This is a genomic window from Pseudoalteromonas sp. c7(2019), from assembly GCF_011378625.1.
Taxonomy (GTDB): domain Bacteria; phylum Pseudomonadota; class Gammaproteobacteria; order Enterobacterales; family Alteromonadaceae; genus Pseudoalteromonas; species Pseudoalteromonas arctica.
Genome location: NZ_WTKS01000013.1, coordinates 45889 through 63033, shown reverse-complemented (window position 1 = coordinate 63033; position 17145 = coordinate 45889). Strand labels below are relative to the sequence as shown.

The 17145-nt window shown below is 38.4% G+C and carries 13 protein-coding genes; 6 read left to right on the top strand and 7 right to left on the bottom strand.

Annotation, left to right across the window (positions count from 1 at the left end):
• The first annotated feature begins 168 nt into the window (after nt 1-168).
• Nucleotides 169-2676 (top strand): zinc-dependent metalloprotease, encoded by a 2508-nt coding sequence (locus tag GQR38_RS14670; protein WP_165722685.1) that lies wholly within the window; start codon nt 169-171, stop codon nt 2674-2676.
• A gap of 69 nt (nt 2677-2745) precedes the next feature.
• On the opposite strand, the gene GQR38_RS14665 is transcribed toward GQR38_RS14670, so the two are convergent.
• Nucleotides 2746-3534: a PhzF family phenazine biosynthesis protein gene (locus tag GQR38_RS14665; RefSeq protein WP_165722684.1), complete on the bottom strand. Its 789-nt coding sequence runs from the start codon at nt 3532-3534 to the stop codon at nt 2746-2748.
• A 72-nt stretch (nt 3535-3606) separates the two neighbouring features.
• Entirely contained in the window at nt 3607-4221 is a 615-nt protein-coding gene (locus GQR38_RS14660; protein ID WP_165722718.1) for a PQ-loop repeat-containing protein, read from the bottom strand.
• 290 nt (nt 4222-4511) lie between these two features.
• On the opposite strand from GQR38_RS14660, the gene GQR38_RS14655 reads away from it, so the two are divergent.
• Complete coding sequence (locus GQR38_RS14655; protein WP_165722683.1) at nt 4512-5648, top strand: PepSY-associated TM helix domain-containing protein; 1137 nt, start codon at nt 4512-4514, stop codon at nt 5646-5648.
• A 483-nt stretch (nt 5649-6131) separates the two neighbouring features.
• Here the strand turns inward: GQR38_RS14655 and GQR38_RS14650 are convergent, their stop codons facing one another.
• Nucleotides 6132-6851, bottom strand: coding sequence for a DUF6445 family protein (locus GQR38_RS14650; RefSeq protein WP_007580474.1), 720 nt, complete (start codon nt 6849-6851; stop codon nt 6132-6134).
• Nucleotides 6852-7167: 316 nt separating this feature from the next.
• Between GQR38_RS14650 and GQR38_RS14645 the strand changes: the two genes are divergently transcribed.
• Complete coding sequence (locus tag GQR38_RS14645; protein WP_165722682.1) at nt 7168-8328, top strand: tetratricopeptide repeat protein; 1161 nt, start codon at nt 7168-7170, stop codon at nt 8326-8328.
• 16 nt (nt 8329-8344) lie between these two features.
• On the opposite strand, the gene GQR38_RS14640 is transcribed toward GQR38_RS14645, so the two are convergent.
• The 4 genes from GQR38_RS14640 to GQR38_RS14625 all read right to left on the bottom strand — a co-directional run bounded on the left by GQR38_RS14640 (nt 8345) and on the right by GQR38_RS14625 (nt 14242).
• Nucleotides 8345-11161, bottom strand: coding sequence for a PD40 domain-containing protein (locus GQR38_RS14640; RefSeq protein WP_165722681.1), 2817 nt, complete (start codon nt 11159-11161; stop codon nt 8345-8347).
• Nucleotides 11162-11283: 122 nt separating this feature from the next.
• Complete coding sequence (locus tag GQR38_RS14635) at nt 11284-12831, bottom strand: PH domain-containing protein (protein WP_165722680.1); 1548 nt, start codon at nt 12829-12831, stop codon at nt 11284-11286.
• Nucleotides 12824-13357, bottom strand: a complete 534-nt coding sequence (locus GQR38_RS14630; protein WP_101163834.1) for a PH domain-containing protein — start codon at nt 13355-13357, stop codon at nt 12824-12826. The genes GQR38_RS14635 and GQR38_RS14630 overlap by 8 nt, the downstream gene beginning before the upstream one ends.
• A 36-nt stretch (nt 13358-13393) precedes the next feature.
• The gene (locus tag GQR38_RS14625) at nt 13394-14242 is read right to left on the bottom strand and encodes a D-hexose-6-phosphate mutarotase (protein WP_007580460.1); all 849 of its coding nucleotides are present in this window, start codon (nt 14240-14242) and stop codon (nt 13394-13396) included.
• Between the two features lie 427 nt (nt 14243-14669).
• On the opposite strand from GQR38_RS14625, the gene GQR38_RS14620 reads away from it, so the two are divergent.
• The 3 genes from GQR38_RS14620 to GQR38_RS14610 all read left to right on the top strand — a co-directional run bounded on the left by GQR38_RS14620 (nt 14670) and on the right by GQR38_RS14610 (nt 17100).
• Nucleotides 14670-15152 (top strand): MarR family transcriptional regulator, encoded by a 483-nt coding sequence (locus tag GQR38_RS14620; protein ID WP_010554531.1) that lies wholly within the window; start codon nt 14670-14672, stop codon nt 15150-15152.
• Nucleotides 15153-15251: 99 nt separating this feature from the next.
• Complete coding sequence (locus GQR38_RS14615) at nt 15252-16577, top strand: carbohydrate porin (protein WP_165722679.1); 1326 nt, start codon at nt 15252-15254, stop codon at nt 16575-16577.
• A 127-nt stretch (nt 16578-16704) separates the two neighbouring features.
• Nucleotides 16705-17100 carry a YbaN family protein gene (locus tag GQR38_RS14610; RefSeq protein WP_007580453.1) on the top strand — a complete coding sequence of 132 codons (396 nt, stop codon included), beginning with the start codon at nt 16705-16707 and terminating at the stop codon, nt 17098-17100.
• Nucleotides 17101-17145 lie beyond the last annotated feature (45 nt).

The following is a 17145-nucleotide window of genomic DNA, read 5'->3' as shown; positions in this document are numbered from 1 at the left end:
AAATAACTTTGCATGCAGCTCACCTCATTCGTTATATTTTGTTACAAACTTTTGTTTATTAATATCAGTTAATTAGCGTTGTACACTTAAATTTCGTCGCGAAGATGTGCGAAATTAAATTAATTTACGTACAGTCCAATTAAATTAACAAATATTAAAAGTCTCAAAATGAAATTAACGACCATCACCCTTGCGCTTAGCTTAGCGTTTGGCAGCCATGCATTTGCAGCCGATAAAAAAGACGAAAAAGAGCCAAAAACACTTAGCGAAATGATCAAAGGACAAACCGAATTTGCCGGTATATTTAGCCTTTATCAAGACGAAAAAACCGGTAAGCACCTTATGGTGATTAACGAGTCCCAACTTAATACGCCGTTTGTATATTTTGCGCACACTGTCGATGGCGTTACAGATGCAGGCCATTATCGTGGTTCGTACCGTGAAACTAAGTTAATTGAATTTAGAAAATACTTTGATCGTATCGATATCATTAGCAAAACACCTCGCTACAAATTTGACGAAAACAGTGCAATTTCAAAAGCGAGTGATGCCAATATTAGTGAAGCGGTACTTGCGAGCATTAAAATAGAAAAAGAAGAAGACGGTAAAATAGCATTTAACGTAAATAAGTTATTTTTAAGCGAAGCACTTCATAAAGTATCACCTACGCCAAATCCAGCTGATAAAAACGCCAAAAAGCGCTTTAAAGTAGGCAAATTAGACGATAAAAAATCACGCATTATTAAACAGCGTCCATACCCTAATAATCTAGACGTGGTTGTTGATTACGTATTTACTAACCCAAGCCCAACGGTACGTGGCTCAAATGCAGTAAGCGACCCACGTAGCGTATCGGTAAAAGTTCAGCACTCGTTTGTCGCTCTACCTAGCAATAACTACGCACCACGTATGGATGATGCGCGCATTGGTTATTTTACAAATCAATTTGATCAAATGACATCTGCCGATTGGGCACCTTATGAAGATGTTATAAAGCGTTGGGATCTACAAAAGAAAGACCCTAGTGCAGCACTTTCAGAGCCAGTAAAACCAATTACTTGGTGGATAGAAAACACCACACCTATCCAATGGCGCGATACTATTCGTGACGCTGTTTTAACGTGGAATACTTCTTTTGAAAAAGCCGGTTTTAAAAATGCCTTAGAGGTAAAAGTACAACCAGATGATGCAGACTGGGATGCGGGCGATATTAATTACAACGTACTGCGTTGGACTTCGTCACCTAAGCCTCCATTTGGCGGATACGGACCAGCACTTGCTAACCCATTAACAGGCGAAATACTGGGCTCAGACATTATGCTTGAGTTTGTATTTATGAAAAACCGTTGGATTTACGACACACTTTTCACTCAAGGAACAATGAGCCACGGTGAAGCAACAAATACCGGTGAGCTAAATTGCTCACTAGGGCATGAGATTCAACAAAATCTAATGCTTGCCAAAGGTCTTGCTAGCGGCGACAAAATTGAAGATAAAGAAATGCTTCGCCAAGGTCTAACGCAATTGGTACTTCACGAAGTTGGCCATACTTTAGGTCTTAACCACAATATGAAATCATCAATTTTGTGGGATGAAAAAGAAGTACACGACAAAAACAAAACCCAAGGCATAGTAACCGGCTCTGTTATGGATTATGCACCCGCTAACATTGCCCCAATTGGTATGCAGCAAGGTGATATTTTTCAAACAAAACCAGGCCCTTATGATGATTGGGCTATTAACTATGGCTACAGCGTAGCACTTGCAGATGAAGCTGCTGAGCAAGCTAGACTTGAAAAAATACTTGCTCGTTCAAGTGAACATGCCCTTGCCTTTGGTAACGATGCAGACGATATGCGCGCACCAGGTCGCCATATCGATCCACGTGTAATGATTGGTGATTTGTCGTCAAATCCTGCGGCCTATGGCGCAGATCGTATGGCGTTAATTAATAAATTATTTACTGAGCTAAAAGATAAAGCAACGGTTAAAGGTGAGTCTTACCAACAGCTTGTTACCTCTGCTAATAGCTTATTTGGTCAATACAGAGCTCAAGCGGGTGTTGTTTCTCGCCAAATTGGTGGTGTGTACGTTGAGCGTGCTGTAGTGGGTGATGCAAACGCAGATAAACCATTTACACCGGTATCTCTTGAACGTCAAACACAAGCGATGGATATATTAGCCAAGTTTGTATTTGCACCAGACGTACTACAAAACATGCAACCTCTATATAGCTACTTGCAACTGCAACGTCGTGGCTTTAATCACTTTGGTAAAAATGAAGACCCTAAAGCACACAAAATGATTTTAGGTATGCAAAAGTCTGTACTTGCGCAGCTATTACACCCAGCCGTATTACTGCGTATTTCTGATACTGCTTTGTACGGCAATGAATATAGCCTAACTCAGTTTATGCAAGATTTAACCGCTAATATTTTTGTGAAAAGCAAAGATGCAAATTCTATTAGTCACAACTTACAAATTGAGTATGTTAATCAGCTAATCGCAATTGCAGGTCTTGGCAAAGCAAGTAAGTACGATAACTTAGCTAAAACAGCTGCGTTATATCAGCTAACTCAAATAGCCGATACCAGCACTGCTTGGGGTGCAGATACAGCAACTAAAGCGCATAAAAAATATATTGATCGCTTAATTGCAAAAGCACTAGAAGCGTAAAATATCTCTACAAATTTAGTAAACCAAGGCCACGTTTAACGTGGCCTTTTTTATCACTTAATTCACAGATCAAATATAAATAGTGCCTTTTAAATACCTTACAGCATGCCCCGTTAAGGTGACGGTTGTATCACCCACTTCACATAGTAAATACCCGCCTCTGCTTGAAGCCTGATAAGCACTTAACGTAGTTTTACCCAATTGCTGCGCCCAGTAAGGTGCCAAGCCAGTATGAATAGAGCCTGTTACATAATCTTCGTCGCCACCGCTTGCAGGCCAAAAATAACGAGATATAAAATCATATTCAGCACTTGCAGCAGTGGCCACTACATCAAGTGGATAAAGCGTTTTTAAAAGCTCTGAGCTAGTTTTTAATTCAAGTATATGATCGGCGTTTTCATAAATAACAAAGTAGGCTTGGCGATTTTTAAGCACTTTACTCGGTTGCATAGACAGGCCATCAAGCAGTTGCTGAGGCACATTTTGCACTTCAACCGGTGCTTGTTTTGGAAAGGTCATTGCAAAGCTACCATCAGCGTTTTTATTAACGATTAGCTCGCCCACCGCATCAGCAATAAAGCGAATTTGCGATATGTTATGCTCTTCACATAAAACATAGGCAGCCGCAAGTGTGGCGTGACCACAAAAATCGATTTCCATTAACGGCGAAAACCAACGAATAGCAAAACTGCCATCGTCTTGCAGGCAGGTAAAAGCAGTTTCAGATACGTTATTCTCAGCGCCAATCTTTAGCATTAAATCGTCACTTAACCACGATTTTAGTGGGATCACTGCCGCATAGTTACCTTTAAATAACTCATTCGTAAACGCATCAATTTGATGAATAGCTAATTGCATTGTTTAAACTTTGTAATGATTAATAGCTTAAAACTGCCATACCTAAACTAAATTAGCACTTTTATTTTGGCTTTAAGCTATTACAGGCCGCATTCTATAATATTGCATACAACCAAATTGCACAGCATTGGTAAGCAACAGCATAATAAACATAAGTAAGTGCGCCGTGCTTGGAGCCGCTGTTGTAAGCTCAACAACTAAGCCGCAAATACCAGCAATAAACTGCAAGCTAAAGTAGCGCGCGCTTAAATTACTCACATTACCCGTACGCAATGTTTTATAAGTTTGCGGCATAACACGTACCGAACTCATCACAAGGCCAACATACGTTAAAGCGCTTAATACCGTTGCAGTATCGAGGCTTGAATTTAAAAGCAGTGAAAAAGGCAGTAACGAAAAACCTAGCATAGTAACCAGCTGTACACGTTCTCGTTTAGCTGCGTTATAACGTGCAAAAAAATATAAAATAAGCCCGCTTAACGCACCGGTTACAATAAATGGTAACGCAATATAAAAACGCTCAAAATAAATATTGTAGGTTATAAAATAAAGGCTTTGTGCTAACCCAAACGTCATCATCAATAGTGATAAACCTGAGACACTACGATTTTTTCGAATTTTGTTTAGTAATGGTAAAAAACTAAAAACCAGAATAAATGAAGACAATATAGGCAAATAATGCGCCAAAGCAACCTCGCTCGTTACATAAATGTTAATTAAAAGCAGAAATAAAAACATTTAATAAACATTTGTTTTAAAAGGCTTTTACTATGAGCGCGGCATTGTAGAGCCGCGTAAATTTAACTCAACTAAATAAGATATTCTTGTTTTAGGTACTGGCAAGCTAGGTATACAAAAACCGTAGAATTAAGTTCACGGTTTACCGGTTTAATAGAAAGCCTCACCGCTAAACTATTAAATAAAAATGATAGTTGTTATCATGCGCAAGTCATTAGCTGCTGTATATAAAACTACCTATGAGAAAAACTCTTTTTAAAATTCACAGTTGGATCGCTCTAATAGCTATCATTCCATTGATTGTTATTAGTATTACAGGGAGCGTATTAGTTTTTAAAAGTGAAATAGATGGCTTACTTATGCCAAGCAGCCACTTTGTTGTAAATGCACTGCCAGAGCGCATGCCAATCGACACGTTAATTGCCAAAACAGAGCATGCTTACCCTGAATATGTAGTAGGTAGTTGGGAAATATTTAACGATGATACAGCTGATCGGGTTTACTTAGTCAAACGCGGCACAGAGCAATGGTATAAGTTTCATTTAAACCAGTATACGGGTGACATTTTGTCTGAACCTGTTGGTACCAGCCATTATTTTACCGATTGGTTTTTAGAACTACATTACACTTTTTTACTGAACGACTTTAAAAACCTGCCAGGGCAAACAGGTACTGTACTAGGCTTCTTTTTTGCTCTGTTTTTATTGGTATTAGGTATTACTGGGCTTATTATTTATCGTAAATTTTGGCAGCGTCTATTTAGTGTGCGCTGGCGTGCAACACTGCAAATTGTACTTAGCGACATTCATAAAATGACGGGGGTTATAGGATCTCCCATCATTATTATTTTAGCTATCACAGGTGGCTACTTTAACTGGGCGGTGTGGTATCACGAAGTTATTGAACACGCAGAGGAAGAGCACTTTGTACTAACCAAAAACCTACACAGTAGCGATATTTCATTTCAACACATACTCAATGACAGTAAAAAACAAATACCCACTTTTAACGGCACGTTTTTAGTTATGCCACTCGAACCTGACGAAAATATTACTTTATTCGGCGAAGTCGATACCGCCAACCCACTTGCTAGTGAGTATGCCAATACGGTTAGCTATAACAAGCTAACAGGCGAGCACATAGCTAACTGGGATATTCGCGAAGTAGGCGTTGGCTGGCAGGTAATTGATAGCTTTAGAAAGCTTCATTTTGGCTACTTTGCAGGGCTAATAAGTAAAATACTGTGGTGCGTAATTGGTTTAAGCCCAGTGTGGCTAGCAGGTACTGGTTTTTACTTATGGTTTACTCGCCGAAAACGTAAAAAACAATCACAAAAAAACCGTTTAAATAAACGCCAAGTCACTAGGGCGTGTTGATCTTTGGTGGGTGAATTTGCAGCAGTATGTTTGGTTTTTAGGCAAGGCAGAGCCTATGTAGTGTGGTTATTCCCCATGAATAGGCGATAACGCAGCATAAATACCAAACATGCGCTGCCCTTTGGGTTCTTTCTAGGGACGATTGACTCTTTGTTGCTCGGTTTTTACTTAGTCCACTAGGTTACAAACCTCGCGCCGCGATTTAATCGCCCCTAGATTGAACAAATTTCAATCCACAAAGTTCAACATGCCCTAGCGTTTAAAAATAATAGCTTATGATTCATTTAATAATAAGCTATTTATAAATTATAAAAACAGCACTCTACATATTATTTATAGAAGAGAGTGCGCAATAATACTTAGTCATTTTGAGGGAGTAAACCTAACGCTAGTTGCATTAAAAGCGTCTCATTTAGAACAACTAAATAACGGAATTTTTGCCTTACTATCGACAAGATTTTTCTGCCTAAAAAGAATTATTAATTAATCTTCGCACATCCAAAAAAATGTTATCGCCAGCCTTTTAGTATTTAAATCATCTCCAAAATACTCAGATGCACTGTGAACAATACTACCTTTAAATATAATTAAACGATTAAAGCGATTCTCAATATCTATGTCTTTATACCATGCGCTATATGGAAGGCTACTTACATTAAGTGCATCAACAAGGTTAGCATAAGGAGGATCGACAATATTTCCTCCTGCCGCTTCATTTGCATACTTTAAACGATAAAAAGAGGTACCGGCAGAGGTAATTGGATCAGGATTTAAATACAAAACAGCAGCGTATCTACATAAATAACGATTATCTACATGAGGCCTAGAAGCCCCTTCTTCAGCCCCCACTAAAATTGCAGTATTGGTATCAACTACAACCTTATTGGAATCAGCAACCCATAATTTATTTTTTTTGATAACTGACTTAACATATTTTTCTATTTTTTTAAGCTGTTTACTATTTAGAGCATTAGGAGTGCGCATTCCAGGCCAAAGTTCTTTGGTATACGGCTTACCGTACTTCCAAACCTCTTTTTTTAAACATGAAGAACGAATAGCCATTGCTTCTTCATGTTTAAAAAACTCATCAACAACCCAATAGTTACTACCTAGTTCTGGCTTTTCATACCTTAAACCAGGTGCGTCGGAGGGGACGCTTGGAAGTACAACGCTCTTGGGAACTTTCTGATGCTTAAATGACATTGTCAAAATACTTATTTTATTAAAACAGCTCAGAATATAACATTTACTTAACAGTCATTTAAAGTGAATAATAAAACTCTACTTAGCGCATACCCAAAGCTACTACCGTTATTTTGCCTACAGCTCTGTATTAGGGCTGAGGGCATAGTTTATTAGTGTTTCATTATAAAACTATGGTCACATTAGTATTTAAGCCAAAATTTTATACATCGTAAATTTAGCATTAGTCCATTTATAAAATTTTTAGAAAAAACATCTATAACATTGATTAAAAACCCACCACATTGTAATGTAAAAATTAACAAAGGAGTGGGTTATGATATTTATCAAAATAGTTATTAGTATTACCTTTTTATTTTTAGTTGGATGTAACACAACCAAGGTTCAGCAAGTAGAACAACAAGTAGGGCTTGAACAACTATTAAACCATTCTTTGTTTAATAAACTCGACACACCTTCCGAGCACAGTATTTTTGAGTTACCGGATGCTGAAAAAGAAATGTTTTTAGCTTACGCCGAAAACCAAAAGCTATCCCAAATCCGTGATGACCGCATAATTTACAACTACCTCGAAAGCCAGATAGCTAACTTTAAATACCATGGCGATACACTTACTTCAGCTCAAACCCTAAAGCGTTCGCAAGGTAATTGCATTAGTTTAGCCATTTTAACGCAAAGCTACGCACAAGCTCTTGGGTTAGAAACAAGCTTTCAAGAAGTTACAAGTAAGCCCATATACGCAAAAGAAAATAATGTTGTTTATGTCGCTAATCACTTTAGAACAAAAGTATATGCTCCAAAAGTAGAGAAAAAAGATGATAATATTATTGAGTTTTTCAGAGCGGGCACATTAATCGACTACTTCCCTACCCGTCGCAGTTTTTATTCAAACAGCGCAGACTATAACGATTTAGTTTCTAAGTTTTATAGTAATTTAGCTGCCATAGCATTGGCAGACAAACAGCTGGATATTGCTTACTCACTTATTTTACAAGCAAACAAATACACCCCCAATGATCCTGAATTATTTAATATAGCGGGCATTTTGCATCGCCGAGCTGGTGATTTACAAAGCGCTAAAAACATCTATCAAACAGCACTTAGTAATAACGAAATAAGCATTAATTTAATCAGCAACTATCAGCTTTTAGCTAAAAAGTTAGGCGACAAAGAGCTTGTTAAAGAGCTCACCTCACAATTAGTTAATAAAGAAAAAGACCCATACGAATTACTAGTGATCGCTAAAAACAACTTACAAGCTGGCCACGCTCATCAGGCTAAAGCACACCTTGAGCAAGCGATTACTAAAGCGCCTTACATTGCTGAGCTATACTTGGAACTCGCAAAAGTTCGCTATCAACAAGGTAATATTAAACAAACACAAACCTTACTTGAGAAAGCAATTGAACTAGAACGTGATAATCAAAAACTCGATGTATATCAAGCTAAGTTACTATCCTTGCAGATGGATAAGTAACTTAGCCAATTAATATTTATAACGAATAATAAAAGCTCAGCCACGCTCGCATTTCATCTTCAAAACTGTCGCCTTCTACTCGCGACAGTCCCATATTAAACGTTAAATCGTTTACACCTGCTGGCCCCATTCCAAAACTAAAGTCACCTTGGTATTTTAAGCCGTAGCTTTGTGCGTATACGGTGTCGTCGAGTTGATGTTGCTTATAATAAAGCCACGGCATGCCTTCTTTAAAGCTAAAGCCGCCACCGTAGCCTTGATAGCGCTTTGCAGTTGCACTGTAAAAAGGCAGCTCAGATGAAAGTACATATTCACTATTTTGCTGCTGATTAATAAGATTTGAGCTAAAGCCACCTAATGCAAGGCTCCTGTCGTCACGTTGCTTTTGAGAAAAGTTTGCATAAAGAGGAATACCAAACGCTTTACCAAAAATTTTGGCGGCTAAATCATAACCTTGCCAATTATTACTTTTGCTACTGCCATCGTACCAACTCGCATAAATACTTTGGCCTATAGCAAAGTCTTGACGATCATATTGCCAATTTTGAGCAATACCTAAACGCGTCCAACTTTTATGGCTTTGCTTATAATCAGTGTAATTGTAGGCAAGCTCTGGCGTTAAACTTAACTGCCCAAATTTAACGGGGTAACTTATTGCGGCAAAACCACCACGGGCATCCATGTCTGCACTTAGACTTTGCTGAGACTGGCGCGATGTATCTAAATTGTAGTCAAACAGTGCAAGTTTCAGTTTTACATCAAGCGCATTATATTTTGCCTGCACATAACCACCGTGCAATGCCCCATCGTGTAAATCAGTGCTATAACCCGCTTGTAAGTCGAGCTGCTTTAATAAGTCGCTACTTTTAATGCTTAAATCTAACAAACTGGTAGAAGCCGAATAATATTGAGAGCCAATCGCGAAAGTAGCGTGCTGGTCGAGCACGTTGTAATTTGTTTGCTCTGTAGTGTCGTGCGTATATATTTTAGCTTTTGGAAGTATATGTTCGTTTACTATTAGCAGCGGTGCTTTTTTGTTAGCTGCAAACTCAGTAACTACAGTGCTTTTTATAGCTTTTGGCAGTGTTTTGATGCTTGGCCCATCTGCAGTTATCGAAAAATAGAGTAACGAGCCATCAGCCATTTCAATTGGGTGGGCAACGGCCTCTTGCCCTTGGGTTAACTTGGTGAGTGTTTTACTCTCTATGTTGTAGTTATAAATATCGGTGGCGCTATTTAAACCTGCAACAAAGTAAATTGACTCGCCATTATGGCTAAAGCTTGGCTGACTTAAATATTGATACCCGTTTGGCATAGGTACTAATTGCTGCTGATTGCCACCTACATCTTGTATATACAATTGCCAGTTTTCATTTAATGATGTTGATAAATAAACTAATTTAGTTTCATCAGGACTGAGTATTGGGTAATCGTAAGTTGTCTCAAGGCTTTTTGTAAATAATGGTGTGATGGTTTGCGTATTGAGATCAACCTTTACTAATTCAGAGTAGCCATCTCTTATTTGCTCGCCATACAAGGTTTCGCCGTTACTGGTTGCGTTAAAACGACGTATACCAGCAAGTTCGGTAAGTTGTGTAATATTTCCAGTGTCAGTGTTATAGCTAAATATGTCAGACACTTTGTTATAAATACCCGACTCTTCATTGCTGTACGCATTAAAATATAACGTTGTGTTATTTACCCATTGAGGGTTTGCAATACCAGCTCGGTTAATTTGATTAAGCACTTGTTTTTGTTCGCGCTTAAATACACTTGGCGCTGTATCGGGAATGTCTTGTGCATCGTTTTCGAGTAGCTCTTTTTGCGCTTTAGTAAACTCTTCTTGCGCTTTAATGTTGTCATCAGTGCTATAAATTATAAGCTTGGTATTACTCTCTTTATCTCGCTCAACAATCGCAATTTTACTACCATCTTTTGAAAGTACTGGGTTACTTGCATATAAGTTAAGCTCAAGCCAAAGTTCACTATTAAGTAACGGCTCCCCTTGCTCTATTTGCATTGCTTTATAGGTATATTCAGCTATAAATCGGCGATATAGCTTGGCTGCACTTTGCCCAAACACACCGCTAAATGCCTCATCAAAATTCCGCGTTTTTACGCCTTGCATTCGCGTCCAAACACTATCGAGTGTTTGTTCTGAATAGTTTTTCTCTAACCAATTTAAAAAGCGACTACCCATTAAATACGCCATTGAGCCGCCCATAAAGCCCTGCTCGCCATTTAACTGCCCATAGGTTGGCAGTGCGCCCTGTTGAGCAAATTCTCGCAGTATTGACTCTGAGTAGTTATCAAACAAACGTCCACGACCCGTCATTTTAGACTCAATCAATGTGGCATAACCTTCGGCTACCCAGCGCGGCGTATCACTGTAGGTTAAGTCGTATAAATCCCATATACCACGTACTTTCTGCTGCCAGTGATTGCGTGTAGGCTGTGCTAAGTGCACTAAGTGAATATATTCATGCAACACAAGCAACTGCTGCCAGCCAGAGCTGTTTGATATAACTGTGTCGGATTGTGGTGGGGTTGTAAAAAGTGCCATTACAGGGTTACTTGAGGTAGGTAATGCAAAGCCGTTTGCTGCATTTAGGGGGTCAAACACCACTACATCAACTGTTTTATCAAGTGCTCTGTTTTGCTGCTCAAGCACTTTGGTGCGTACTATTTCAAGCTCTGTTGCAGTTGATTTAGCAAAATCAGCATGCTCAACACTGTAGTGAATGTTGAAATGTTCAGTATGAATAGTTTGCCAATCGGCTGCAAAGCTTGGTGCTGCTAGTAATAAAGCTGATGCGATAAGTGTTTTTTTCATGAGCGTCCCTAAAAGAATTCCTTAATACCATCTAGGGTATTATTAAATGTCTTTCATGGGCAGTAAGAAAGTGTAATAAAGCATGTGCAAATGTGTATTTACACATGTTTTACTAGGGGAGTTTACATCCAGCTGCGAGTATCTGACTCAATCTGCTTAATTGTAAAATCAATAATAAAGTCAGCATCTTGCTGCTTTATGTAGGGCATAAATGCAAACCCTGAAGCAAGTTGTATATACAGGCTTTTTAAGCCTGATTTTCTCATTAAGTACGTACTTATACTGCGTGCACTTTGCGCTTTATAAAGCTCAAAAACACGGTAATGAACGCCAATCATACCTTTGCGTACAACCATGTAAAATCGGCCATTATCCTCATGCATGTAATAACCATAACGCTGATACGACAAAGTTACCAAGCCAGAAAACACCACCAAAACACCAAGGCTAATCAAAGTATTAATATCAGCAATAAAACAAAAGCCAAACACTAATACACTGGGTAACAGTGAATAAAAGCCTAAATTTTTATACAAAAGCGCTCGCTCTGCGCGCTTAAAAGCGAGTTTTTTACTATTAAACCACGGGTAAATCCACTGGCATACACTATCAACTTGTTCGCTATTTAATACAGGTAATACTAAGGTTTGTTTATTTTTTTTAGCCGCAACACCGGCTGCTATTCCGCCGCTACTTGCTTGCAAGCACTCAACGGTAAATCGCTTTAGTAATCGCCCCATTAGGTTTTGCTTAATAACAATAGATTGCACTTTATCCATGCTCATTGAAAGCTGATGGCGCTCTAACAAGCCAGCAATACGTTTAAATTTTTGACCTTTAAAATAAAGCTCAAAGTTATAAAAACGAATAAGCGACATAGTCACCGATAGCATCACCGCTACCAAAACTAGCAAAACAATTAAGGTGATCATCGCAAAGGTAGCAGCACTTGCCAGCATACCAAGCTCTTGTTGGTAAAAGCCTTCTACTTTGGTAATAATTTGCTTCTCTAAAAAATCAACAATCAGGTTTATAAAAGGGGCCAAAGCAGCGATTGCTAAAATAGCCATATTCGACATCAAACCAAATTTGGCTATTTCTTTATTGCTAATGCTTAGGCTGTTTTCGATAGTGTCTGTTTCGCTTTGTTCAGTATTTTGTATTTCTTGCTGTTGCTGCGCTTTAAAATCAAATATTTGTTTACGCATTTGCTGTGCGTAATCTTTAGTGACGCCAGGTAAAACAACTTCTTGCGACACACTGCCAGCGGCATCAAAAATACAATTAACTAAGTTTACGGGGGTAAAATAAAATGGCTCGGCAATATTAACGTTTTGCACACGGCCAAATTTAAGCGTAAGTCGCTCTTTTTTAAATACACCTTTGTTAAGCAATATTTCATTGTCGCTACTAATACAAAACTTAAAATTTAAATAATATAAAAATGAGTAAATAAGCAACGAAATTAGCGCAATCCCACCTGCAACCTGCGCCCAAAACAACTTATTTTCTACTTGAGTAACAAACACGACAAGCATAGGCAGTAAGTTTAAAAGGCCATCTTTTACAAAGCGCACACTAAAGTGCACAACAAAGTATAAAAGCGCCCAGGGCGATACTTTTTGCCAGTAAATAGGGCTCGCTTTATCTTCGATAGTTGCATTACTCATCGACTAAAGCTGCCTGAGTAGTTGCGTCGTCTTGGCGGTAGTTTTGTACAAATTGGCGCATATTTTTACAATCATCATGGGTTAGCCCACTAATTTGTAAATCGGCACTTACACCGCCAGCGCTAAATAATTTAATACTCGCAAGGCTAAGCTTTCGCTCTATTGGCCCTTGGTGTATTTCCATATGCTGTACACGCGCTAAAGGTAATACCGTCACTTGTTGCCAAATAACGCCTTTTTTAAAAGCAATGTCATGATTTCGCACTGCAAAACCTCGTAACCTCACACTTATCATGTTGTACGCCATAGATACGGCCACCAAAATAGGCATACCAATTAGCAAATACGTTTGTGCATTATTAGCAAAGGCTTCATTAAAATAACAAACAGCAATAAGCGCTCCAATTAGCGGTATATAAAACAGAAGCGAGCTAAGCTGTGTATGTAATAAGGCTTTATCAGCCAATGGCTTAAAGCTAATATCACTATGCTTTGGTAAATCCATTATTTGTTGATTGTTAAACACTATTTGTCCCTATTCCTGCTTTTAATTATGACTAGCTTACCAACTAATGGTGGTTATTAAGGTGTGGCTTTGTTTTGGCTCAAGCGTTACTTTATCTGTCAGTACATTAGCAGCCTCTAAGCAGAGCATTGTTTTATATTCATCATCAGCAAAGTTAGATAAGCGTTTTGATTTTTCTATCCATGGGTTCCACAGTACACACGAACTTGAGTTTTCGCGGCTCACATTAATAACACCTTCTGGCGTATTAATGGTTTGCACTGTACTTGCTTGTGTATAAACCATATCGGTTTCGCGATTAAAGCTTACAACATCATTTTGTACAAATGGCCCTTCACTAAACTCAATATATTGCGCGCCTTGCAAACCATCTACATGGGTATTTGTAATGTCTGATGTAGGAAAATAGGTATGTAGCGCTTGAGTAAAGCTAAATGGCGCACTCCCTAAGTTAGCGGTCGTTAAGCGAACCTGTAATTTATCGCTTAATACAAACTCAACTTTTAATGCTGACTGATGTGGCCAATACGTCGTATTAACAAGCTTCATGGGTAGCTTTAAACTAACTGTAATTTGCTCATCAGATTCGTGTACTTCATCAGCTTGCCACACACTTGTGCGCGCAAAACCATGGGCAGGCCAGCCATCATTAGCGTGTGTACCAAACCACGGCCAACAAATAGGAATACCACCTCGAATACTTGCCCCTTCTTGATAAGTTTCGTCTTGTGATACCCATATAAGTGGCTTGTTATTTTTAGGGATAAACTCGGTAATTTGCCCACCTTGCAAAAATATTTTTGCATCGCACTTTGAGCTAGCTATTTTAATAAACTCAAGACCGGTTTCGCTTTGCTCAATGCTAACTGATGGCGATAATTTCATACCTTCCCCTATAATACTGATACTAAAGATTTTTAATATTTGTGCAGAAACAATAATGCATGCTTAAAGTATACGCTATTGATATTAAATATTGATTGCTGAATTTGTTCATTGCCGATTAATACATATACAGTAAACTCACAAACAATTACTTTGTACTAACAGCTGTAAATGAATAATACTAAAGTCTATACAATAAGACTTGCCAATTATTCACAACATACGTACTGTGCGCAACTTAATGCACACAAGATGCTAAGAAAATTTACTATAATTTAAACAATATAATTTTACATTAGTTACTGCTCTAACTATTAAAAACCAACAAAAGCGGCCTAATGTGCAATATATTGTTTGAATTCAATTTATTTGATGTGTAACATTTCGCGATTACGGCAAACTACCGCCCCATCGATGAGATAAGCAAATGCAAAAATATGACGAGTTATTGGTTTCTTTACGTAAAGTGATCCGCGCGATTGACTTACATTCTAAGCAGCTAAATAAAACTTCGGGTTTAACTGGCCCACAATTGCTTATAATGCAAGAAGTTAAAAAAACCGATGGAATAACGGCGAGCCGTATTGCTCAAAACGTAAATTTAAGCCCAGCAACGGTTACCAATATTCTCGACAGAATAGAAAGCAGAAACTTAGTAACACGCGTACGCAGTCAAATGGATAAACGCAGAGTGAGCTTATACCTCACCGAGAAAGGAAAAGAGTTACTTGATAAAGCACCTCAGCCATTGCAAGAACACTTTATTGAAAAGTTTTCTGCGCTTGCTGAGTGGGAACAGAGCCTTTTACTCTCATCAATGCAGCGTGTAGCCGCGATGATGGATGCAGATAAATTAGATGCATCGCCCCTTCTAGAAGTTGGTGCACTTACTCAAGCTCCTAAAGAATAAACAATAAAAAAAACACATAGTTTTGTACTTACTCTAAACGTAAGGCGTTTTCTGACGTCTTGAATTTTTTATTTTTTAATCACAAGCAGAGCGGCTATTATGACTAAACTCTCAAAATTAACACTAGCACTAGTCCTAGGTGGTGTTACAAGCACTTCTTATGCGTCTGATGATCTAGACACACTACAAAGCCAACTTAAACAGCTAAAGCAACAAATGCAATTGCTTGAAAATAAGTTAGCTGATGAAAAAACAAAACAACAGCAAATTAATAAGCAGCACGAACAACAAGTTGCAAACATCAGTAAAAAATCTGATCAAAAAGTAGTTGAAGTTGCCGCAGCTGAACCTGAGAAAAAAGATGAAGGCATTAAAGTTGGTGGAGCAATACGCTTTAATTACAGCACCAACACATACGATGAAGATACCCAAGATCGCGGTGGCGATTTTGATTTTGATATTTTCCGTATAAATGTATCTGGTGAAATTAACGATATTTCACTTAACGGTGAAGTACGTTTTTACGATTATATGACCGTTGTTAAATATGCTTACTTAGGTTATGAGTTTGCAGATGGCTGGGAAGGACAAGCAGGTATTGCACCCGTGCCTTTTGGTAATGGCCCTTACAACTCACACAGCTACTTTTTCAGTACTAACTATTACGTAGGCCTAGAAGACGACTATGATTTAGGTGTAGTAGTAAAACGTAAACTTAAAGATAACTGGAAACTAGACCTAGGCTTTTTCAAAAATGATGAGCTAGGTGGTATAGACGGTGGCTCTTCAGATATTAACCATCGTTACTCTTACGACATTATTGGTAGTCGCTCAGCAGAGGAAGGTACATACGATGCACCTGGCTCTCGCATAGGCGAATACAATACGTTTGCCGGGCGTGCAACATATCAAATTGAACACAGCAAAAATATAACTACCGATGTGGGTGTATCACTATTAAGTGGTGGCTTACATGACGGTAACGATCGTGCAGGTAACTACGGCGCATGGGCATTTCATGTTGATAGCACAATTAACAACTGGAATATCCAATTTCAACACGGTGAATACGACTACGATCTAGACGACAGCAGCGACCGTTTTGTTGTTGGTGCGTATGCTTATTATGACACTGTATCTAGCGAAGCAACTATGACTAACTTTAACGTTGCTTATAATTACTCGCTTGATTGGGGTCCAGTTACCGACATTCAATTTTACAACGATTACGGTATTATTTATGACAAGTCTGACGATAGCGCAGATACATGGATGAACGTAACGGGTATGAGTGTTGCTGCAGGTGGTTTCTTTAGTTACTTCGACTTTATTCAAGCACGTAACCAGCCATTTATTGGCGGAACAATTATTGGTGATGGCGATACAGAACGTCGCTTCAACATAAATATTGGTTACTACTTCTAAACTGTTAACCGCATTTATTTTTAAAAGGGCAAACTTAGTTTGCCCTTTTTTATTGATTTTAAGCTACGAATTAATAGCTATTTAGCCTACAATTAGAGATACCATAACACGCCTAAAAAGAGCCTAAGTGAATATAAAAGCAGTGTTTATTTGTTATAAAAACTTATGGTTTAAAGCGCTTGGCTTAATACTTGTAGCCTTGGGTATTATTGGCATTGTGTTACCGGTCATGCCTACCACTATATTTTTTATTTTAGCGCTCACCTGCTTTACTCGCTCATCACCCGCGCTTGAACAATGGCTGTTAAACCACCCTCGTTACGGTGTAACTCTGCAGCAATGGCAAGCCCATAAAGTAGTGCCTGTTAAAGCCAAATGCTACGCCGCCATTGGCATGTTAATTGGATTTATATTTTTACTGTATTCAGCCGCCCCTATTTGGGTTATTTATCTCGTTGCAGTAATAGAAGTATCGGTAATGATTTACCTTATTTTAAGACCCTCCAGCCCTCCTAAGCATTAAATATTCATTTTTTACCTGCATACCACCTTTGTTTTAAAGTTTTTA

Bases quoted from the DNA above. Each gene is read 5' to 3' on its own strand.
- GQR38_RS14625 (WP_007580460.1), bottom strand. From the start codon at position 14,242: ATGAAATTATCGCCATCAGTTAGCATTGAGCAAAGCGAAACCGGTCTT.
- GQR38_RS14665 (WP_165722684.1), bottom strand. From the start codon at position 3,534: ATGCAATTAGCTATTCATCAAATTGATGCGTTTACGAATGAGTTATTT.
- GQR38_RS14655 (WP_165722683.1), top strand. From the start codon at position 4,512: ATGAGAAAAACTCTTTTTAAAATTCACAGTTGGATCGCTCTAATAGCT.
- GQR38_RS14670 (WP_165722685.1), top strand. From the start codon at position 169: ATGAAATTAACGACCATCACCCTTGCGCTTAGCTTAGCGTTTGGCAGC.
- GQR38_RS14645 (WP_165722682.1), top strand. From the start codon at position 7,168: ATGATATTTATCAAAATAGTTATTAGTATTACCTTTTTATTTTTAGTT.
- GQR38_RS14620 (WP_010554531.1), top strand. From the start codon at position 14,670: ATGCAAAAATATGACGAGTTATTGGTTTCTTTACGTAAAGTGATCCGC.
- GQR38_RS14635 (WP_165722680.1), bottom strand. From the start codon at position 12,831: ATGAGTAATGCAACTATCGAAGATAAAGCGAGCCCTATTTACTGGCAA.
- GQR38_RS14615 (WP_165722679.1), top strand. From the start codon at position 15,252: ATGACTAAACTCTCAAAATTAACACTAGCACTAGTCCTAGGTGGTGTT.
- GQR38_RS14640 (WP_165722681.1), bottom strand. From the start codon at position 11,161: ATGAAAAAAACACTTATCGCATCAGCTTTATTACTAGCAGCACCAAGC.
- GQR38_RS14650 (WP_007580474.1), bottom strand. From the start codon at position 6,851: ATGTCATTTAAGCATCAGAAAGTTCCCAAGAGCGTTGTACTTCCAAGC.